Below are 21,333 nucleotides of genomic sequence, written 5' to 3' on the forward strand. Positions count from 1 at the left end.
CCCATCTTTTTACCACAGTCGAAGCTGGTACCGGTCAGCAATTGCACATCTACAGGCTTCTTCTTGCTGAGAGAGGCAATGGCATCGGTCAGCTGGATACGGCCCCATGCGCCTGGCTCGGTGTTTTCCAGCTCTTTCCAGATATCAGCAGACAGCACATAGCGGCCCACTGCGGTCAGGTCTGAATCTAACTGGCCTGCTTCCGGTTTTTCCACGAAGTTAGTGATGGTGCTGATGTCGCCTGGGTTATCAATCGGCTCTTCGGTGGTCAAGACACCGTATTCAGTCAGATCTTCGCCTGGCATGTGTTTCGCCAGCACCTGGCTGTGGCCGGTCTCTTCGAAACGCGCAACCATCGCTGCGAGGTTATAGCGCAGGTGGTCAGCGGTCGAGTCATCCAGCAGGACGTCTGGCAATACCACCACAAACGGGTTGTCGCCGATCATTGGACGCGCACAAAGTACTGAGTGGCCCAGGCCCAATGGGTTCGCCTGACGTACGTTCATAATGGTTACGCCCGGCGGACAGATTGATTGCACTTCGCTCAGCAGCTGACGTTTCACACGTGCTTCAAGCAGCGCTTCCAGCTCATAAGTGGTGTCGAAGTGGTTTTCCACTGCATTTTTGGAAGCATGGGTGACCAGCACAATCTCCTTGATGCCTGCAGCCACGCACTCGTCAACAATGTATTGAATCATTGGTTTATCGACGATTGGCAGCATCTCTTTTGGGATGGCTTTCGTTGCAGGGAGCATATGCATACCGAGACCCGCAACCGGGATTACTGCTTTAAGCTTGGTCATATTTATTCCATTTCATGAAGTGAATACGTGGGGTCGATTATGCAGGATCGGCCGGTGCAGCAAGTATAATCTTTATCTGAAAAACCGGCACTAACTCTCTGTCACGACATCAAAAATCGTCAAAATGCCCCTTTGCCGTTTCGCCTGACGCGTGTGAAATGCGCGGGCTAAACTGCTGAAAAACAGTGGGAGGTTGTCGGATTATGAACGGAGGATAAGACCAGTGATTTTCAGAATGTGTTCAGGGGATTTTGCCATGTTTGTGATGGTGCCAGGAGGGGAAAACGTAGCGGCGCGATTGATCGCGCATTCAGGCAGCGGAGCGGTTGCCAGGACGCGCCATAAATGGCGCCGCTACGGATTGGCGCAATGGTTTAGTCGTGTGCGCTGCCCGTTGTCACCCTTGGGCGCGCCAAGTCACACAGACCACCACCCATCGTAGCGGTGCCATTTATCGTGGATTACAGCCAGCCTTCAAACCACTCCGGCATCACGAACAGATTGAAGTGATTCACCAGCAGCATCAAACCGACAAACACCACCGACACCGACACCCACTGGCGTGCATAAGGTACAAAGCGAATGCCAATCACCGGTTTGATGAAGAACGGATGCGCAAAAGCAGAGATCAACACCTGCGAAATGGAGAGTGTCAACGCCACGTAGAGCACATTCGGCCAGATGTAAGTGGTTGCCAATACCACTACCACCACCAGACTCGCGACGATATTCCAGTAGAACTCGACGTTGGTCTTTCCGTTGGCCTGTGAGATCGCGCCAGTCAAGCCGCCCATCGGACGCAGCATGCCAAACAGCAGCATCAGCGGAATCAGATGGTAAACCTGCTCGTGAGACGCGCCATACAGCACACGCACTATCACCGGCGACAGAATGCCAATTGCCAGATACATCAGGCTGCTGAACAGCATGATGACGAAGGTGCCCTTCAGGAACAGCTTCTTCAACTGCTCAGGATCGTGCTGTTTTTCCGCGAAACGCGGCAGCGCCAGGCGGTTAATCACCGGGGAGACCAGCTTCAGCGGCTGCAGAATCAGCTCTTTCGCCAGTGAGTAGATACCCAGCATCTCCGCGCCCATCACCTTACCGACAATCAACGCATCCGCTTGAGTACGCAGCTGGTTAATGGTCTGCGATCCGAGCTGATAAATACCGTAACGCACTGCGCTGAAGAAGGTTTTGCCTTCAAATTCCCACGTCGGACGCCACGATTTCTCGCCAAAGTAGATCATGCACAGGATGCGGGTAAAGGCATTAATAAACAGCCCGAGGATTGCAGCAGCAACGGTCAGCGAGGTGAAATAGAGCATCACCACGGTGCAGAGGAACGCGAACAGCTTGGTCGCCATCTCAATCTTCGCCAGCGTCACCATGCGTTTTGATTTCACATAGTGCGCCTGATACTGCGACAAATGCCCCAGTACCAGGAAGTTGAGGCTGGTGAGCATAATCAGCCCGGTCAGCTCCGGCAGGTGGTAGAACCACGCCACGGGGAAAGCAATCGCCAGCATAATCAAACCGGTGCACAAGCTGAGTGAGACGTTGACCCAATAGATGGTGCTCTGCTGGCGACGGTTGATGTCCTGACGATGCACGATGTAGCTGCTCATCCCCATATCCTGCAACACCGTCGCCACCGCCAGAATGGCGTTGATGATCGCCAGTAAACCTAACTCATGCGCTTCCAGCTTGCGCGCCAGCACGCTAAGCTGGAGAACCTGCAACAGGGCTGCGAAGCAGGTACTACCAAACAGCCAAACGGCCTGTTTTTTTAATCCGCTCACACCATTTGCTCCAGAATTTTTGCCAGCTCGCCATAGGCGATATGCTGATTGAACTCAGTTTCCACTTTGTGACGCGCAGCGGCGACCACGGGTGCCACATCCACATCACCACGAGATAAACGCAGTAACGTTTCTGCCAGTTCCTCGGCGTCGTTTTCGGAAACCAACCAGCCACTCACGTTGTTCTGAATCAGCTCTGGAATACCACTGTGATAGGTGGAGACCACCGGCAAGCCCACCGCCATCGCCTCCATCAACGCCACCGGAATGCCTTCCATGTCACCATCCGCTGCGGTTTTAGACGGCAGCAAGAAGATATCGGCTTCATTCAGCGCCTGACGGATCTCTTCCTGGGGTTTAAAGCCCGGCATAGTGACAAACGCTTCCAGCCCCGCACGGGCGATGTGTTCGCGCATCATGCCGTCCTGCTCACCGTTACCGATGATGGTGAACTGGAACTGTCCACCATTGTTGCGCAGGATTTCACTGGCTTTCACCGCGACATCCAGCCCTTTCTTCTCAGTCAGACGTGCCACCGAGACGATGCGCAGCGGTTGATGGAAGGCCTCACGCGGCCTGAAGTTAAACTTCTCCGGCTCGATGCCCATACGGGTGACGTGCACTTTCTCGCGCGGGCAGCCCATCTCGATCAGCTTGTTCTCCCACAAATGGCTGATAGGCAGCATCAGCTCACTCTGCTTGAACAGGTTGACGTAATCGAGCTTGTGCTCTTCGAGAATGTGACGGCGGGAGATATCCGCGCCGTGGAACACCGTGGCCTGCTTGCCTTTCAACACGCCAAGTTCACGTAATTTATTCGCCAGCGCACCGGCATAGCCAAAGTGCACCAGAAAAACATCAGCGGTGAAGGTTTGCTTCGCGTTAGCCACAATAGCGGGCAGCAGCAGCTTTTTCGCTTGCGCACCGTAACGCCCGACATTGAGCGATTTGATCAGCGACGGTTTGGCGATTTTCGGCAGCATCAGACCAATACGCTGCGTCAGCTTATCCAGATTCGAGACTTTCTCTTCCGGCAGTAAATAGTGGGTTTTCGCTGCCAGATTGTAATCATCGAACGCGGCATGGCGATTAATCATATCGCCGGGAAACACGGAGATAATCTCCACGTCGTAGCCTGCATCGATGAAATGCGTCACCTGATTGAGGACAAACGTCTCAGAGGCAACCGGAAAACGCATGGTGAAAAAGGTCAGCTTCATCACTTACCCCAGCACGTTGAGAATTTCTGCCGTAATGCGGTTACCCATTTCACGCTCCTGCGCCACCGCGGTGTCCACTTTGCGCTTCACATTGTCGTAGTCCGCCAGCACGGTCTGCACTTTGTCGATCAGTGAACCGTCCATCAGGCTTTGTACGTCGGTCGCCATTTGAGGCAGGCCGAGTTGGTTCATCACACCGAGCGATTTGTGCTCATAGTTGATGGCCACAGCCGGAGTACCGAAGTTCATGGAGATGATGGCGGAGTGCAGGCGGGTACCGATAGTCAGGTGACAATCAGCGAGCAGGATGCCGATTTCAAGGTCGTTGAACTCGTCCATGATGACATGGTAATGCTCAGGATGGTCGACGTGATCGCGCAGGGTTAACGCCACCATACGGTCGTCTTTCGCGTAGCTATCGATACCAGTACAGGTTGAGAACGCCACGACCTGATATCCCTCAGCGATCATCGCGTTAATCACTCGACCAAATGCGGCTTCATACTCTTTCTGCGTCACGCCCAGGCGCTTATCAAACGGTGCCAGTTCACGCACGGTGATGGCGATGGTTTTGCGTGAGCGGATGATATTTTGCCAGTGCAGCAGGTTGTGGCTTGGGTTCTCCACTTCACGCGCTTCCACGAGGAAGGCGGTGTCCACGCCCTTCTTCACGCGACGTGTGGTGACGCCATCCTGTTTCAGGCGGTCGAAACTCACTTCCTCGCGCAGCACCAGGCTGTCAACGCGGTCAAACACGAAGTTCGCCAGCGCATTCACGCGTGGATTTTCAAACGGCCCTACCGAGTGGCCAATCATGTACAGCGGCTTTTTCGCCATCAGCGCACAGAGCGCGTGGTCGAATTGCGTCACGCCGTACAGATCGACGAAGAACGAACCACCAACCTGAATGATCGCGTCATATTGCGCCAGACTTTTGGTGAATGCTTCCAGGTGCGGTGGCACCGAAAATGATTTGTACAAGCCGCCCTTACCTAAGTGCGCCATCATGATGTCAGGCATTAAGCGGTTCGCGACTTTACGTTTTACCGTACCCACCAGCCCTTTGGCTGATTTGCTGTTGTGCAGGAACAGGGAATCTTGCTGGATATCCTGCTGCAGTAAGTATCCGGAGCTTGTTGGATAACGACTGATCACATCGATATCGAGATCCTTACGCGCGGAATGCAGTGAATCAATCAGTCCACGTAAAATCGCGCCATCCCCACGATTTCCACAGGTATGGTTTCCCACCAATAAAATCTTCATAAAAACTCCAGATAAAATTTTTTTAATTTTGCAAGCCGCGCCATTTCCTGAACTGGCAAAGTGAACTCTGTTTTAAAAAACTGCAATGGGAACAATGCCCTAAATAAATTTAACGGTGCGCATCAATGCGCACCCTACGAAAAACGCGTGCGATCGTCGTAGGGTTGTCATCATGAATGCCTCCCTACGAAAACCGCATACGATCCTCGTAGGGGTGCCATTTATGGCGACCGTAAAGCACGTTACTGATAACCATGGCGCGATAAATCGCGCCGTCAAAACTAAGACTTCACTGCAAAATACGGCAGAGCGACCTGCTCGCCGTTAATCACCACCGAAACAAAGCCTTTCGGCTCACGCGTATCCACCTGTTCCGGCTTCAATGCACGAGACGCCAGCAACAGGTCGCCCTGCTCGTTGCCGCCAATCCCCGCTTTGCCGTTATGCAGGCTGAAGCGCTGTGCTGCCTGTTGGCTGCCACTGCTCGGATTGCCTTTGTCCATTTTGGCGTCAACGCGCGCGCAGCGGCCGGTCATAAAGCGGTCTTTGGCTGTGCTCTTAATCAGCACCACCGCGGTTGGCATCCAGCCCGCCAGCTTGACGAACACTCGGGTGTCGGCCTCGCTACGCGGGTCAAAGCGCACTTCCAATACCGGTGAACTTCCTTCTGCTGACCAGGTCGCCTCGGCATTTTTGGTTTTGCGTTGCAGATGAATAACCGCACGCCCACCGGTGGTTTTACCGCCAATCGGATCCATCAGCGGTTGATTGGTGGTGCCGTTATTAAACTGCGACTGACCAAATACCTCGATTTCCCAGCTGTCACCCACCGTCGGCGAGTAGAAGTTACCTAACTCAAACCACGTCTCTTGATTGGTGTTATTACTCAGGCGGAAACGCGAGGTGATGTAGTTGTATTTCAGGCTGCCATCGATGGCGACACCGTAGGACTCGACGCGTGTCGATCCCATCTCCCACATGCTCAACCAGGGTTTGCCCTGCAGCGAGTTGTCTATCCAGCTGCCGGACTGCAAATTGGTTTGACGCATGTTGAGGCGCGAGTTGTGCGCGATCAGCGGGTTTTTACAATCTTCGAGGCTCAGTGCATCGATAATCCACTGACCGTCGGAGATATCGCCGGGATGTTCGGTGTGCTCAATCCAGCCGTTGTGAATAATCGACTGGCCACAACGTGGCAAATTGAGCACTTTGCCGCCGGAGCAGTGCTGCGCATTGAAGTTAGAGAGTTCAATCGCGGTGCTGTGATCCCACACGCCCACTTTCTGCCCGGACCAGGTGGCTTTGATCACATCGCCCGTACAGGTTTCCGCATACCACTGGTCAATTTTGCAATCCAGCGTGTCCATCAGACTCAGACACACGCCGCCCACGCGGTTGAAGCGCAGGCAGGCACCACGGAAGAACTGACCGCCCGGACAGGTGTTGTGGAACAACCCCTGCTTATTCGGGCGCGAGTCGTTATTGCCGTTGAAATTGAGGTTGGAGATTTCAGTCCAGCGCGCATTCACCGAGAACAGAAACTCGGAGCGACCATCTGATACCAGCGTGGTCGCCGGGAAGTAGCCGAAGTTGACCATCGCGCCCGAAATACGGAAGAAGCGCAGCTGCTCATTGCCGAAATCGCAGCCTGAAACAAAGAAGGTGCCGGCCGGGAACTGAACGCAGATCGGTTGATCGGCATCATGTGACCACTGATACATGGCTTTGATCGCCGGTGCCGAGTCGGTTTTACCGTCGGCGATGGCACCGAAATCAAACAGCGTCAGGCGGTTGAAATCTTCCACCACGCGGCGCCAGTAGAAACCGTTGCCAGCGAAGATTACGCCGCCATCATCTTTGCCCTCACCGAAGGCGCCAACAAACTCGCCGCCGCCGACTTCCAGCCCTTCGTGCCAGCTTTTCAGCTTAATTTTGGCACCGGCGAACAATGGACGGGTTTTGCGCAGCTCATCCACTGAAGGAATTTCGCCAATCAGCTGGTAGCCATTTGGCTGGGCCAGACGCTGGCTGAAGTTGCTCTGATTGGGGCGCGATACATCGGTAATCGAAAACAGCGTGTTGCCCTGATTATCCTCCACCACCATCGAGTGGGCAGGATCGGCAATTAATGCAGCATTATCGTGAATAAACTGGGCAAAGTTGCCTTTATTCAGCGCAATTGGCTGACTAATCTGTGACACTTTGCCGTTGGCGTCGCGCAGGAATACCGGGATCTGGTTGCCGGATTGGCTGGCATCGCTGCCCGCTTTACCGATCCACAGTTTGCCCTCAAAGTTCTGCCAGAACTGAGGCGGCATGGTGTAGACATTTTCCGGCGTCAGAATCGGGACATCGCCCTGCGGTACGCTGGACGGATCGACAGCCTTCAACGCAGGTTGACCACTTTTTGCGGCGTAGCTGGAAAATGCACTCACTGAGAGCGCGGCAACAATGGAGGAGGCTGCGGTCTGCAAGACTTCTCTTCTTTTCATGCTTTCAATCCCGTGGTCATATTGGGCCATGAGGCCATAAGTGTGATCCCGGAGGCATTTAGCCGTCATACTTCACGCCACAGGGGCGTTGGCTGCTTGCCTTCGCCCCGGTCACTTACTGGTGTAAGCTCACGGCGACTCAAGCACTTGCCGCCTTCCTGCGGCATGAATTATTTTGGCTAAACCAATGCAAGCCAGCTTTGTTTGATCTGATTACCGTCAAACTTCAGCGCAGTTTCTTTGGTTTTTTCGCTCATCGCGTAGAACAGGCCATCATCGCTGGCGAGTTGGCCCATGCGCGCAAGGAACGTCGATTTGTCATTCATCGGCACCAGGAAACCATCTTCACCGTGATTAATGATCTCCTGCGGCCCGGTTGGGCAGTCGTATGCCACCACCGGCAGCGACCAGGATTTCGCTTCCAGCAGCACCAGCGGCAGACCTTCATAGCGCGAGGTCATCAGCGCCATATCGCTATCGCGGTAGTAATCATTGATGTTGCTGACTTTGCCGACGAAATTAACGCTGTCAGTAATACCCAGCGCAGCAGCCTGGTCATGCAGCTGTTGGCGCAGCTCGCCGTCCCCGGCAATCACCAGCTTCCACTCAGGATGGGTTTTGCTGAAGTCGGCCCAGATATCCAGCAGCAGATCGAAACCTTTCTGGTTATCCAGTCGCCCCACCGCTAAAGCCTGACGGCTGCGTGTCTGGCGCTGAAACGCTTTGTACACCACCGGATTCGGGATTTGCTGGCTGGCGATATTCCAGCGGCTGAACACCTGGTGATCTTTGTCTGTCAGCACAATCACCTGGTCGTAATAGCGCAGCAACATCCATTTCAGCAGCTTGATTGGCTTGCTGAAGGAGTTAATGGCTATGTGTTCGCAGGCATAGGCCTTAAAGCGTTTTTTCTTCATCGCCATCAGGTTCCAGAAGGCGAACATCACGCTCAGGCGGCCCATACTGATCAGGAATACGCTGTCGAAGCCTTCCTGATGGATAGCCGCCACGGCGCTTTTAATCGGGTTGCTGTGGCCTTCAAAGCTGACAATCTGTTTCACACGATCGAACGGGTAAAAGGTTTTGCCATGCCCTTCCAGCGAATAAATGGTGACGGCGTGCTGCTCACCGAGGCACTCCGACATGAAGTTGCAGATGTTCTCAGTACCCGCGTACGAGTAGGCATCTTTGATGACCAAAACTATCTTTTTCATGAACCTTCCCACCTCAAAATTCCCAATTCCAGACCCAAGACATTTGCGTTGTAGCAAGGCGGCAAGTGCGTTCATTCCCGGGAGCTTACTCAGGTAAGTGACCGGGATGGACGTGCGCAGCCAACGCAGCTACAACGCGAAGGACGCCGGGTCTTAGCGATGTTTAAGGGTGAAAAGGACCCCATTCACCATATACCAGCCGTAATAGTAATAGATTTTTAACGGATTGTTTTTATAGATAATTCTTAATAATTCGAGGTGCCATTTCGCCGCTTTATTCTTGTTGCGAGACAGTGAGTCGCCCAGCTCGTAATAGTTGACCAGCGTCTTCTGGATCACCCGAGCTTGTTTGTAGCGGAGGAATAACTCGTAGAGGAACAGGAAGTCTTCATGCCCTTTGCGCTGGAAGAAGATGCCCTGCGGGGGACGGCGGAAACACACGGAAGAGAAGCACACGCGATATTGCTTCTTCACGAAGTTTTCCTGCTGCAGATAGGGTTTGCTATAGAGGATGTCGTGGTCGGCGCTTTTGGTTTTGTAATGATAATGGGTGATAACAAAATCATCGCCAGCGGCGATAGCGGCAGTCTGTTCCGCCAGTTTATCCGCATGCCATTCGTCGTCGCTGTCGAGGAACGCAATGATCTCCTCTTTTGCCGCACGCAAACCGACATTACGGGTTTCCGCTGCGCCGAGGTTCACCTCGTTGTTGAGAATGGTAATGCGCGCATCGGTGCAGTGTTCACGCACAAACGCTAAAGAATCATCAGTGGACTGATCGTTCACCAGGTAGAGATGCCAGTCGCTGTAAGTCTGCTTGACGATCGACTCAACCGCGCGCAATACCGTTTTACGCGCGTTATACATCGGCATCACGATACCGACGGTGCCAACATGATTTGTCATTTGAATACCCGGAGTGTCAGGAACCAAAAAATTGCCCCCGATACGGGAGCAAGTGAAAGTCGTTAAAAATGAATCAGGAAACGGCGCGTCCACCCGAGAAGCGCGATTTCACTTTGTCGAGCAAGCGATTCATAAAGTAAGCGCGGTTGTCCCGGTTGGTCAGGAAGAAATAACGCGCAAAACTGAGGCTCGCCAGCAGTGAATTGCCATCCATCTTGTAGCGCAGCGGCAGCTTGAAAGCTTTGTAGGTATGGATATCACGCGCGGTCAGATGCGGTTTCATGGTATCCAGCCAGAAGAAGGAGTACTTCACTGACTCACCCTTGTGTTTGGAACCAAATTTGGTCACCAGATGGTAGGTGGTCAGCGGCTGGTCAATCATCACAAAGTCATAACCCATGCGATCGGCACGGATGCAGAAGTCATAATCCTGATGGCGAATGTAGCGCGCATCAAAACGGATTTTCTCGGCATCTTCGCGTTTCAACACGATGGTGCTGGTCTGGATAAAGCCATAGCAACCAAAAAGGTACTCCGCCACGGTTTCGTCTTTTCCTGGCGGCTGCATCGGCATCACCTTCAGGAAATGGCCATCCTGGTGAATGTTCACCTGGCTGAAGATCAGGTAATGGGATTTGCCCTGCGCCTCAAGTTTGGTGATGGTGTCATACGCCACCTGCAGTTTGTCTTCACGCCATTCGTCATCGGCATCGAGGAAGCTAATAAAATCTCCTTCTGCCAGTTCGATACCTTTGTTGCGGGCACCAGCACCATTGAGTTTGACTTGAGAGAGTTCAAGCTTGATATCCAAGCCCTGATAACGCTCACTCTGCACCACCTGCGCCAGTTCGGCCGCATCAGCGGATTTGTCATCAACGATGATGACCTCAAAATTGCGGTAAGTTTGCGCTTTGACACAATCTAACGTTGTGACAATTGACTCCGACGCGTTATACGCGGGAATGACAATTGAGAAGCGGATGTCCTGCATTGCCAGCACCTCTTAAACAGCTGTTCCAGATTTAACGGTAACGCGAGCAGCTATCAGAAAGGAATCGGCTTTGTTCTGAAAAATCATACCGTTATTTCTCTTAACCAATATGCTGTTGCGTTCCATCACGGAAGTTCCTATCGAAGTTTGTGCTGTGTGTATTTTTTGACAAAAACCTTCCCCTAAATCATTCGAGTCACAGCAAGGCGGCAAGTCAGCAAAGCACCGGGAGCTTACATCAGTAAGTGACCGGGGTTTGCTGGCGAAGCCAACGCCGCTGTGGCTCAAATTATGACGAGGAAGAAAAAGGGGCGGAAAATCCGCCCCAGTATTTAGCTCTTTGTTTCTTTACCGTATTCGTAGTTGTAGTAGTCATAGCCATAACCGTAGGCATTTGACGCTTTACGAACCACGGCGTTAAGGATGACGCCTTTAATCTCGATGCCGTTCTGCGCGAAGCGCTTGTAGCTGACATCCAGTTCTTTGGTGGTGTTGGTTTCGAAACGCGCCACCATCAACGACGTACCAGCCAGCTTACCGATGATAGAGGCATCGGTGACCGCCAGAATTGGTGGGGTATCAATCAACACCAGGTCATAATTCTTGCTTGCCCAATCCAGCAACTCACTCATGCGGCGATGCATCAGCAGCTCAGACGGGTTCGGTGGCACCTGGCCACGTGGCAGGAAGTCAAATCCGTAAACGCCCTTCTGAATCATGCTCGGTGAGAACTCGCTCTTGCCGGACAGCACATTGGAGAGACCCAATTTGTTATCCGAACCCAGCAGTTCATGGGTATAGCCGCGACGCATATCACCATCGATGAACAGCACGCGTTGACCGGCTTTCGACACCAGCGTGGCAAGGTTGGCACAGATAAAGGTTTTACCAATACCCGGACTTGCACCGGTGATCATCAGAATGTTGTTTTTCGCTTCCATCATCGCGAAGTGCAGGCTGGTGCGCAGGCTACGAATCGCTTCGATGGAGAGGTCAGTCGGATTACCCAGCGCCAACAGCGTGTTGTGCGGGTCACTCTTCTCTTTATGACCGCGACGCGCCAACGCTTCCGTGTCTTTCTTACGTTGCCATTCAGACAGCGGCACGCTGGCATAGACGTTCATGCCCAGCTCTTCCAGCTGCTCTGGGTTTTCAATGCCGTGATGGAACAGCGCTTTCAGCAACACCAGGCCAACGGACAGCATCAGACCCAGAATAAAGCTGGCGATGATGATCAGTGGTTTTTTCGGTGCTACCGGGCTGCCAGCGGTTTCGGCACGGTCGATGATACGCACATCACCCACGGTACTGGCTTTGCTGATACCCAACTCTTGCTGACGGTTCAGCAACTGCATGTAGATTTCCTGGCCTGACTGCACATCACGGGTCAGACGCAGAATCTCTTGCTGGGTTTGCGGCATACCGGCAATTTTCTTGTTCAGTTTTGCCTGCTCATCTTCCAGCGTTTTACGTTTTTCCAGCAGCGCACGGTAAGTCGGGTGATCTTTGGTATAGAGCTGTGACACCTCAGCTTCTTTGAACGTCAGTTCGTTCAACTGGCTCTGTACGCTCACGGAGGAATCCAGCGCTGACTTCGCCTCCAGCGACATATCAACCGATTCGTTCTGGCGGCGATAAGCGTTCAACTTGTTCTCAGCGTCGTCAAGGTTGGCACGTACTTGCGGCAACTGGTTACGTAAGAAGTCGAGGCTCTTTTCAGCCTGTTCAGATTTGCGCTCAACGTTCTGCAGCAGGTAGTTGTTCACAATCTGATTCAGCACGCGGCTGGCTTGATCGGGATCTTCATCCACGAACTCAAGACCCAGTACACCGGTGGTTTTGCCTTTATCCGCGACGGTCAGCGCGCCCAGCACGTTTTTAATCGCCTGCAGGTCGCTGAGTTTCGTGACGTTGAAGCTGGTGCCTTCATCCGCCTGAATACCGCTGACCAGCATGGTCACATCGCCGTGCTGCTCCAGCTGACCGACACGTCCTTTGAACAGCTCATCGCCATCATTGGTCACAGTGTAGGTCTGTGGACCGGTGACTTCGAGTTGCACGGTGCGCTTGTCGATAGACTTAGGAATTTCCAGACGCGAGATAGCGATTTGCGCCGGTTTGTTGCCCATCAGGCGCGACAGACCTTTACCAATCACCGGGAAGTAGTTCTGCTGCACCACAGTATCTAAACCGAGGTCGTCAACCGTCTTACCCAACACCATACGCGATTCAACGATCTGAATTTCAGTATCGGATGCCGGCGTGGTCGGCAATACGTCTTGCAGTTCGTTCAGAACAGAAGCGGTGTTCTTCTGCTCAACCTGCACCATGGCATCGGCACTGTAGATCGGGGTGGCGAACAGTGTGTAGAGCGTTCCCGCCAGCATAAAGAAGGCAGTAACCGCAACAATGATCCAGCGATGATCAATCAGCTGTCCCACAAGATGCGCCAGATCCCATCCATTCGAATCTTCTTTTGGCGCGGTCATAACCTTGTTTTTGATATTCATGGATATTCCCAACTATCGGCTTAGTACGTTGACCCATTTCTGGGTAGCGTTTTCCAGTAACCCGTAGACCTCTTCAAAGGCCTCGCGACTTTTTTTGTACGGATCCGCAATTTCCTGTTGGTTGAGCCAATGCCCAAGCAGCATGGTTTTTCCGCGTGCAGCTGGATCGATGCGATTCACCTGTTCAACGTGGCGCTTCTCCATCACCAGAATCAGGTCATAGTCACGGCACATACTGGCCGTTAACTGCTGAGCCTGATGACCATCCAGCGACACGCCGTGTTGAGCGGCGACATCGCTGGCAGTCTGGTCCGCCGGATAGCCCTTCAGAGCGCCAAGCCCTGCAGAAGCCACCCGGGTTTTAGGCAGCGCGCGTTGAAACAGACGCTCCCCGGTGGGGGAGCGGCAAATATTGCCCACGCAAACGACTAACACGGACTTAATCATGCTGAAACCTTAGTTACCCCAGGTACGGAAACGCAGTGCGGCGGAGCTTGCATCATCGATACCGACGATGGTTGGCAACAGCCCAGAAATCACACGGTTCCAACGGGTAATTGGTGTGGCGGTGACGTAGACGATGTCGTACGGCTCCAGTTGGAATTCGGTGCCCATCACCATGGATGCCGCATCTTTCGTGTTCAGCTGATAGATGTTGGCAATCTTGGTGCGGTTAGCACCGCGAATCGGACGGATAACGAATACGCCAGTGGCGTCAGAGGTGGTTTGATCCATACCCTGCGCATTACCCAGCGCTTCGGCCAGCGTCATGCCGCTGCGATCCATTTTCAGCGTGGCCTGCTGTTTCACTTCGCCCATCACGAAGACTTTCAGATCATCGTTACGTGGCACGTAGAGAATATCGCCCGGATAGAGCAGATGGTTCTGACTCAGGTCGCCGTTTTGCATCAGCGCCTGTAGTGAAATGCGTTGTTCTTTACCTTGATGCGTCAGCACCACATTACGCCAGTCAGCGTCGGCGGCTAAACCACCGGCGGCGTTGACGGCATCCAGTACCGTCAGCGGTACGTTGGTGATCGCCTGCTGACCCGATGTGGTCACCGAACCGGTCACGTAGGTTTTCTGTGAACGGAATGCCGCCACATTAACGTCAACCTGCGGGCTCTCAATGAACTGCGCAAGACGACGCGCAATCTCAGCACGGATTTCGGTAACGGTGCGGCCAGCGACGCGCACTTTACCAATGTACGGGTAGAAAATAGTGCCATCGGCCTGGACCCAGTTACCGGTGTCACTGGCGCTACGATACTGACCGGCAGGGGTGGTCAACTCGGGGTGATCCCACACCGTGACGTTCAGCACGTCACCGATACCTACGCGGTATTCGTAGCTCTGAATTTCGGTCTGCAACGCTGGGTTGGCTTGCGCGACCAGCGGCTTAGCACGCATCTGTTCAACCAGACGCGGCGTCATTGGGAAGACATTTACGTATTTGTCGATGTCAAAGTTGCTATCCTGTTGCTCAATGACATCTTTTCCGCTAGTGGAAAGGTGCGAACCTGGTTCAATGGTGCACCCGGCGAGAAAAGTTGCGGATACCAGTAAAGGTATCAATTTAATTTTCATTATCATCTGATTCTTCGCTATCAGTTAATGATTGATAGAGGCGAAAACGCCGCTGTGTAGCGTCTTATAAAAAATAAAACCTGACGGGTTAAACACTGAAACTGTGGGTCATTATCATTTGCTCCCTTGGTTTTATGTTGTCACCGTGCCTTAGGACGACATCAATTAAAGTGGGTGAATCTCCAGACAACTGAAACACCTCACTCTATTCAGGCTGGATAATGGCAGTTATCAGTAAAGGCACTCCCAACACCGGCATTTCAGACGGGGATAATGATTTCGTCCCCTGCCCTATGTTCTATCAATAAGCGCCGTCGCGTTTTAATACGACACCCACGGTCTTAAACAGAATCGCAATGTCATTCCACAGCGACCAGTTTTTGACATACCACGAATCGAAATAGACGCGCGTTTCATAGTCAACGTCGTTACGACCACTGACCTGCCACAATCCCGTCATGCCTGGTTTCGCCATCAGGTAATAATCAACATCACCGGCATAACGACAGAGTTCGTCTTCAATCACGGGACGTGGGCCCACCAGGCTCATGTCGCCACGCACCACGTTCCACAGCTGCGGCAGCTCATCCAGACTGGTTTTACGGATGAAGTGGCCAACTTTGGTAATACGCGGGTCGTTTTTCAGTTTGAAATCTTTATCCCACTCCGCACGTGCGACCGGGTCGGTACGCAGTACTTCTTCCAACACCTCTTTCGAGTTGATGACCATCGAGCGGAATTTAAGGCATTTGAACTTGCGACCGTTCAGACCAACACGTTCATGACCGTAAATCGGTGGGCCGCCATCGCGTCCGACCATAAAACCGAGAACCAGCAGTGCCGGCGACAGCGCAATGATGATGCCGAGTGCACCAACAATGTCGAAAGCCCGTTTCAGGAAGCGCGACGTGCGTTTCGCCAGATTGTTGTTCACGCGCAGAATCATCACTTCATGGCTAAAGATGTAAGCCATATCGGTACCGTACAGCGGTACGCCGCGTAATGTTGGAATCACAGAGACGGAGCGGCAGTTATGCATAGCCAGCATTTTCAGCCAGTTGTCACGGTGCTGACTCTGTTCAAACTCCACTGCCACAATGAACTGCGTCTCACTGTGGGTCAGCTGCCATAGCTCTTGCTCGTTATGCAGTACCGGCACACCGGAGATGCTGGCCTGCGGGCAGCTGCCGTCAACGTCGAAAAAGGCAATCACATCAAAACCCATCACCTCTTCACTTTGCAGTGCCTGCCAGGCTTCCTGGGCATTACGGCTGCTGCCGATGATGATGGTTTGTTTTTTCCACATGCCGAAGTGGTTAAGCACGCGTTTTGAAATAGCACGGGCAATCGGAATCAAAATCAACGCCAGAATCCAGGTAATGACCCAAACAAAGCGTGACATCTGCCATTGCGATAACGCCGAAATTGACAAATCGATGACAGAGAAAATAAGAATGGTACGAAAGATCTCTTTCAACTCGAACCAGAACGGCTTGCGATAGGTATAATGACGCAGGCGGACCCAGAACCAGCCGGTACAAATAACCGAAAGACAGACGTGGGTGGCAATTTTTAAATTCAGGTATTTTTCAGAAATATCTGCCAGTGGAGAGTTAGTGAACGAATTAATCAACGCCAGTGCAATAAACAATGCCGCGTTGAAACAAATTAAATCCGAGCACGCCAGTAAAATTTTTGTGAGGAGACTTTTATATGTAATTTCTTTATCGCGCATATTTAACTCTTTTATTTTATTTCCTTAATCCCTAACGCCTCTGCCCTGTGTAATAAATGAGCGATATATCTACTGCAATCAGTGAGGCAATCTGCGGCGAACTCTCCGGTATTACGCCAATTCTCTATTTAGTAAAGCCAAAGAATTGTAATAAATACCAACAGATTAGTCTGACTTCCCTTGCCACAACCCTAGACATATTCTGAACAAAGAAAAGCACTTCGGGAACGCTACCGCCCTTGGCTGTCGCTGCCAATACCGCTACCAAGACATCTATTTTCATCGCACGCAGTCAGATTATTCTTAGCCGGAAACAGGCTTATCCTGTGCACGATCACAATTCACAACATTAAGAAGCTAAACAGCGCGCTATTAACAACATCGGCGCAGACATTTACTAACACGTTGCTATACTAGTTATTACTGGCTTGTTTACAAGTAGGCCCCGTGTTCCCTGCACTATTTTAGGAAAAAGACTACCAGCCATAAGTATTGATGCCATCCCTTTCAGCCCTTTCCTGCATAAAATTCAGATTAATTCGATACTCAGCTTCAGAGCGCTTCGCATTAAAAACGTACGCCTGGATGCGTGAGTCGCAATTAATAGTGACAATCACCTTGCTGAGATGTTTATCCATACTTTCATCTTATCGGTGAATTGTGACGACTAAGATTATGCCTAATCCTCAAGTCAACCCGATGGTGCGGGCGTTAATGCCTGTTTGTACCTTGTGGGTCGATTTACTATCATCAGACAAAACGCATTTTCAGACATTCAGGTGATGAAAGCATGATGGAGTGGATCCTTGATCCTTCGCTCTGGGCAGGATTAGTGACGCTAATCGTTCTTGAGCTGGTGTTGGGTATTGATAACCTGGTTTTCATTGCTATTTTGGTGGAAAAATTACCGCCGACACTGCGCGACCGCGCCCGAGTGGTCGGCCTGCTGCTGGCGTTAATGCTGCGGCTGGTGCTGCTGGCCTCCCTTTCGTGGCTGGTGACACTCACCCAACCGCTGTTTTCCCTGTGGCAACATAATTTCAGCGCACGCGATCTCCTGCTGCTCTCCGGTGGTCTGTTTCTTCTTTATAAAGCCACCACCGAACTCAACAGTCGCCTGGAAGGCGGTGATGAGGAGAATGGTCAAAGTAAGAACGGTGCTAAATTCTGGCCAGTGATAGCGCAAATTGTGGTGCTGGATGCCATCTTCTCGCTGGATGCGGTGATTACCGCCGTGGGCATGGTAAATGAGCTGCCAGTGATGATGGCGGCGGTGACGGTGGCGATCTTGCTGATGCTGCTGGCCAGCAAGCCGCTGACGCGCTTTGTCAACAACCACCCTACCATTGTGATCCTCTGCCTTAGCTTCCTGTTGATGATTGGCTTCAGCCTGGTGGCCGAAGGATTAGGCTTTATTATTCCTAAGGGCTATCTGTATGCGGCCATTGGCTTCTCGATTCTGATTGAGATGTTTAATCAGCTGGCGCTGTTTAATCGTCGCCGCTTTCTCACCGCCGGGCGCCCGCTGCGTCAGCGCACTTCTGAAGCGGTGCTGCGTATTCTGCGTGGCGAAGCGCAACGGGCTGAACTGGATGCCGACACCGCCTCATTACTGAGCGATCACCAAGAAGGCGAGCTATTTAATCGCCAGGAACGCCGCATGATTGCGCGCGTATTGGGATTAGGCCAACGCCATATCAGCAGCATCATGACATCGCGCCACGATATTGAGCATATCGACCTGAGTGAAGATCCTGCGGCCATCATGGCGAAGCTGGACAGCAATCAGCATACGCGCATTCTGGTGACGGAACGGGGGCAGGATCCACTCGGCGTGGTGCACGTCATTGATCTGCTGCATCAGTCTTTACACAGCAACCAGCTGGATTTGCGCGCGCTGATACGCCAGCCGCTGATTTTCCCCGAACGATTGACATTATTGCAGGCGCTGGAGCAGTTCCGCCACGCCAGAACCCACTTCGCCTTTGTAGTGGATGAGTTCGGTTCCGTGGAAGGGGTGGTGACGCTGAGCGATCTGATGGAGACCATTGCGGGCAATCTGCCCAATGAAGGCGAAGAGATTGATGCACGCTATGACATTCAACCGCTCCCGCACGGAGGTTGGGTGGCTAACGGTCATATCCCGCTGGAGGATTTAGCCGCCTATGTGCGTCTGCCGCTGGATGAAAAAGGCAATTACCATACGCTGGCGGGTTTCCTGATGGACAGTTTGCAGCATGTGCCTGAAGAGGGTGAAGAGTTGCAGGTGGGAGATTATTTGTTAAGAACGTTGCAGGTCGAAAATCATCGGGTGCAGAAGGTGGAGATTGTGCCAGGTTCAGATACCGCGCAATAAATTGCGCCGCTACGGTACGAGCATCTTTTGTGTAGCGGCGCGATTTATCGCGCGGTAGTGCACAATTTCGTAGGGTGCGCATTTATGCGCACCAGGTATTACGGCTGTTTCGCTGGCTGCTGGCGGTCAAGCCACTCGTTCAAACGCGACTTCGCTTCGCTCTGCAACTGCTGACGCACCACATCGTCCACTGGCAATGAATACTGCAAATTATTCCAGCCGCCGTACATACGCAGCGGAATGGTTTGCGAGTTCAACAGACCGGCCAGCTTGTCGTCACCTTTCCAGCCGCGCAGCATCATATTAATGGTCACGTCGAGTTGTTGGTTCACGACATCAATACTGCCCTTGGTCTGCACCGCCAGTCGGCTACTGCCACCCTGCAGGTCCGGCATGACAATTTTCCCCTGCTGCAAGCTAATACGTCCGCTCAGTTGCTGAATGCCCTGATCGTCCGGTTCATCATTACTCACGCGATTGCTGACGCGCGACACTGCGCGGCGCACCATCTGCTGCAAATTCAACTGCGAGAGTTGCAGGTTGGTGGCTTCCATTTCCGCACTGCCCTGCCAGTTACGTTTGGCTTCCTCCACGCTTAAGCCCGCGCCACTGAGATTGCCCTTCATTGAGACCGTGCCTTGCAGGCTCTCAGGTAACTCTAAGGCTTTCATCAGCGGTGCTATGCTGATGTTCTCAATTTCTGGCTGTAACGCGACCTGCGTCACCGGTTGGCGAATATCCACTGAGCCAGGCAAAGAAAAATGACCGTCGCCGATTTTGCCCTGCAGCTTACTCAGCGTCATCAGACCTTCCTGATTGCTGGCATCAATTTGCAGGTTCGTCAGCGTCAGCCCACGCCATACGCCGCTGTCCGCATTGAGACTCAGAGTCAGATCCATCAAATTCAGCGGGGAATCCGCATTTTCCCGGTTGCGCGGCTCGGCAATAACCGGCGTGCGGATCACGCTGGCGTGCTGCGCCGTGCTGTTATCGCTGGCTGGCGCGCTGGCCATCAGGTTGTCGAGATTTAATGTGGTGGCATGCAGCGCCAGGTTAAGCTGTTGTGGCAGGGTTAAGCGCCCTTCTGCCGAACCATCCAGCGTGCTGTCGTTGGCCGTCAGTTGCATCTTCTGCATTGAAAACTGCTGCTTATCACCGTTCCATTCTCCCTGCCCGCTCAGCGTACCTTTGATGCCCTGCGGTGGCAGATTGGCGCCATCCAGCGTGTAATCCAGCTCATCTAGCTGGCCCACTAACCGATGTGGATACTGCGCCACATTCATCTGGCCTTTGAGATTGACGCTGACGTTACGCTGATTACGCGAAATACGCGTGGCGAGTTCAATGCTGGCGTTTTTGCTGGCATCTTGGTCGAGGTTAAGATTGAGATTGCGGAAGTTGTACTCTTCACCGCCCGGTTGCTGCCAGATGAGCAGACTGTCGGCGACGCGAAGTTTTGCGATATCAAATGACCAACCATTTGTGCCCGTACTCACCGGTTCCGCGTCACGCGGCCCCACCGGAGAGCCACTGATTTTTTGCGGAGCACTATCCGGCGTGGCACGAATCACGGCATTCTTCAGCATCACCTGGCTGACGCTCAACTGATGTGACAACAGCGGCCAGAGGTTCACATCCAGCCGCATGTTTTCTGCGGTGACCATCGGCTGGCTGGCGCCCGGTGCGGTCAGGCTCATGCGTCCGGCGAGGATACTGAGTTGCGGCCAGACGTGCCAGCGCAGATCGCCGCTTACTTCAAGCTGATAACCGCTGCGCTGCTGTACCTGTTGCACCATATAGGTACGAAAGTCGTTGGGATTGACCAGCAACACCAGTGCCGTCATGCCCGCGACCACCACCACTAACAGGATGGCCAGCGTCGTTATCAGTCTCTTCATAATCCCTCAGTTACCGTGTTACTTCGAACTGCAGCAGCCTTGGCTGCGCACTATCAGTCTTTGTCGATACGGCTCGCGTCTGCGCCCTGCTGACCACGATATTTTGCATCTTCGCGGCGGTTATACGGACGTGCAGCCGGGCCAGACAGCGGCTCAAAGCTCAAAGCACCAATCAACATGCCTGGACGTAATGCCAGGGGGAGCTTACCGGAGTTGTAGAACTCGAGGACGATGCGCCCCTGCCAGCCGGGATCGATACGGTGCGCGGTGACATGCACCATCAGGCCCAGACGAGCCAGTGAAGAGCGTCCATCCAGCCAGCCCACTAAGTCATCTGGAATCGTCACCGACTCCAGCGTGACCGCCAGCGCCAACTCACCGGGGTGCAAGAAGAAGGCTTCGCCTTCCGGCAGCACGATTTCGTCGCTCATCACACGATCCAAAGCCGCACTGACTTCGTGTTTTGGACCACTCAAATCGATAAAGGGTGCCGTATGACCACTAAAGGTACGGAACTGGTTGCCAAGGCGCACATCCACGGTGGCACCATTAA

The 21,333-nt window shown here is 52.9% G+C and carries 15 protein-coding genes; 1 reads left to right on the forward strand and 14 read right to left on the reverse strand.

Annotated features, from left to right (window positions below):
* The 12 genes from galF to wbaP form a co-directional block, all read right to left on the reverse strand.
* On the reverse strand, positions 1–803 hold an 803-nt coding region (galF, locus tag PSSD_RS21840; protein ID WP_058973667.1), incomplete at its 3' end, for a UTP--glucose-1-phosphate uridylyltransferase GalF.
* Between the two features lie 461 nt (positions 804–1,264).
* Positions 1,265–2,605, reverse strand: a complete 1,341-nt coding sequence (locus tag PSSD_RS21845; RefSeq protein ID WP_058973668.1) for a lipopolysaccharide biosynthesis protein — start codon at positions 2,603–2,605, stop codon at positions 1,265–1,267.
* Positions 2,602–3,825: a glycosyltransferase gene (locus tag PSSD_RS21850; protein WP_058973669.1), complete on the reverse strand. Its 1,224-nt coding sequence runs from the start codon at positions 3,823–3,825 to the stop codon at positions 2,602–2,604. Before PSSD_RS21850 ends, PSSD_RS21845 begins: the two co-directional genes overlap by 4 nt.
* A gap of 3 nt (positions 3,826–3,828) precedes the next feature.
* Entirely contained in the window at positions 3,829–5,091 is a 1,263-nt protein-coding gene (gene wcaK / locus PSSD_RS21855) for a colanic acid biosynthesis pyruvyl transferase WcaK (protein ID WP_058973670.1), read from the reverse strand.
* 281 nt (positions 5,092–5,372) lie between these two features.
* Positions 5,373–7,583: a phage tailspike protein gene (locus tag PSSD_RS21860; RefSeq protein WP_058973671.1), complete on the reverse strand. Its 2,211-nt coding sequence runs from the start codon at positions 7,581–7,583 to the stop codon at positions 5,373–5,375.
* A gap of 179 nt (positions 7,584–7,762) precedes the next feature.
* Positions 7,763–8,797, reverse strand: coding sequence for a glycosyltransferase (locus tag PSSD_RS21865; RefSeq protein ID WP_039327803.1), 1,035 nt, complete (start codon positions 8,795–8,797; stop codon positions 7,763–7,765).
* A 153-nt stretch (positions 8,798–8,950) separates the two neighbouring features.
* On the reverse strand, positions 8,951–9,703 hold the full coding sequence (locus PSSD_RS21870) for a glycosyltransferase family 2 protein (RefSeq protein ID WP_058973672.1): 753 nt from the start codon (positions 9,701–9,703) through the stop codon (positions 8,951–8,953).
* A gap of 73 nt (positions 9,704–9,776) precedes the next feature.
* Entirely contained in the window at positions 9,777–10,694 is a 918-nt protein-coding gene (locus PSSD_RS21875) for a glycosyltransferase family 2 protein (RefSeq protein WP_039327799.1), read from the reverse strand.
* A gap of 332 nt (positions 10,695–11,026) precedes the next feature.
* Complete coding sequence (wzc, locus tag PSSD_RS21880) at positions 11,027–13,204, reverse strand: tyrosine-protein kinase Wzc (protein ID WP_039327797.1); 2,178 nt, start codon at positions 13,202–13,204, stop codon at positions 11,027–11,029.
* Positions 13,205–13,216: 12 nt separating this feature from the next.
* Positions 13,217–13,651: an arsenate reductase/protein-tyrosine-phosphatase family protein gene (locus PSSD_RS21885; RefSeq protein WP_058973673.1), complete on the reverse strand. Its 435-nt coding sequence runs from the start codon at positions 13,649–13,651 to the stop codon at positions 13,217–13,219.
* A gap of 9 nt (positions 13,652–13,660) precedes the next feature.
* The gene (locus PSSD_RS21890) at positions 13,661–14,791 is read right to left on the reverse strand and encodes a polysaccharide export protein (protein ID WP_102136004.1); all 1,131 of its coding nucleotides are present in this window, start codon (positions 14,789–14,791) and stop codon (positions 13,661–13,663) included.
* A 301-nt stretch (positions 14,792–15,092) separates the two neighbouring features.
* Positions 15,093–16,526: an undecaprenyl-phosphate galactose phosphotransferase WbaP gene (gene wbaP, locus PSSD_RS21895; protein WP_039327791.1), complete on the reverse strand. Its 1,434-nt coding sequence runs from the start codon at positions 16,524–16,526 to the stop codon at positions 15,093–15,095.
* A gap of 790 nt (positions 16,527–17,316) precedes the next feature.
* Between wbaP and PSSD_RS21900 the strand changes: the two genes are divergently transcribed.
* Positions 17,317–18,882: a TerC family protein gene (locus PSSD_RS21900; RefSeq protein ID WP_058973674.1), complete on the forward strand. Its 1,566-nt coding sequence runs from the start codon at positions 17,317–17,319 to the stop codon at positions 18,880–18,882.
* Between the two features lie 98 nt (positions 18,883–18,980).
* On the opposite strand, the gene asmA is transcribed toward PSSD_RS21900, so the two are convergent.
* A complete protein-coding gene (gene asmA, locus PSSD_RS21905; RefSeq protein WP_039327787.1) occupies positions 18,981–20,780 on the reverse strand; it encodes an outer membrane assembly protein AsmA in 1,800 nt (599 codons plus the stop codon).
* 53 nt (positions 20,781–20,833) lie between these two features.
* Positions 20,834–21,333 (reverse strand): dCTP deaminase (gene dcd / locus PSSD_RS21910; RefSeq protein WP_058973675.1); only part of this gene is annotated, 500 nt, incomplete at its 5' end.

Origin of the sequence: Type-D symbiont of Plautia stali (assembly GCF_001485335.1) — a bacterium.
Lineage (GTDB): Bacteria > Pseudomonadota > Gammaproteobacteria > Enterobacterales > Enterobacteriaceae > Pantoea > Pantoea vagans_C.

Bases quoted from the DNA above. Each gene is read 5' to 3' on its own strand.
- PSSD_RS21850 (WP_058973669.1), bottom strand. From the start codon at position 3,825: ATGAAGCTGACCTTTTTCACCATGCGTTTTCCGGTTGCCTCTGAGACG.
- wcaK (WP_058973670.1), bottom strand. From the start codon at position 5,091: ATGAAGATTTTATTGGTGGGAAACCATACCTGTGGAAATCGTGGGGAT.
- PSSD_RS21860 (WP_058973671.1), bottom strand. From the start codon at position 7,583: ATGAAAAGAAGAGAAGTCTTGCAGACCGCAGCCTCCTCCATTGTTGCC.
- PSSD_RS21865 (WP_039327803.1), bottom strand. From the start codon at position 8,797: ATGAAAAAGATAGTTTTGGTCATCAAAGATGCCTACTCGTACGCGGGT.
- PSSD_RS21870 (WP_058973672.1), bottom strand. From the start codon at position 9,703: ATGACAAATCATGTTGGCACCGTCGGTATCGTGATGCCGATGTATAAC.
- PSSD_RS21875 (WP_039327799.1), bottom strand. From the start codon at position 10,694: ATGCAGGACATCCGCTTCTCAATTGTCATTCCCGCGTATAACGCGTCG.
- wzc (WP_039327797.1), bottom strand. From the start codon at position 13,204: ATGAATATCAAAAACAAGGTTATGACCGCGCCAAAAGAAGATTCGAAT.
- PSSD_RS21885 (WP_058973673.1), bottom strand. From the start codon at position 13,651: ATGATTAAGTCCGTGTTAGTCGTTTGCGTGGGCAATATTTGCCGCTCC.
- PSSD_RS21890 (WP_102136004.1), bottom strand. From the start codon at position 14,791: ATGAAAATTAAATTGATACCTTTACTGGTATCCGCAACTTTTCTCGCC.
- wbaP (WP_039327791.1), bottom strand. From the start codon at position 16,526: ATGCGCGATAAAGAAATTACATATAAAAGTCTCCTCACAAAAATTTTA.
- PSSD_RS21900 (WP_058973674.1), top strand. From the start codon at position 17,317: ATGATGGAGTGGATCCTTGATCCTTCGCTCTGGGCAGGATTAGTGACG.
- asmA (WP_039327787.1), bottom strand. From the start codon at position 20,780: ATGAAGAGACTGATAACGACGCTGGCCATCCTGTTAGTGGTGGTGGTC.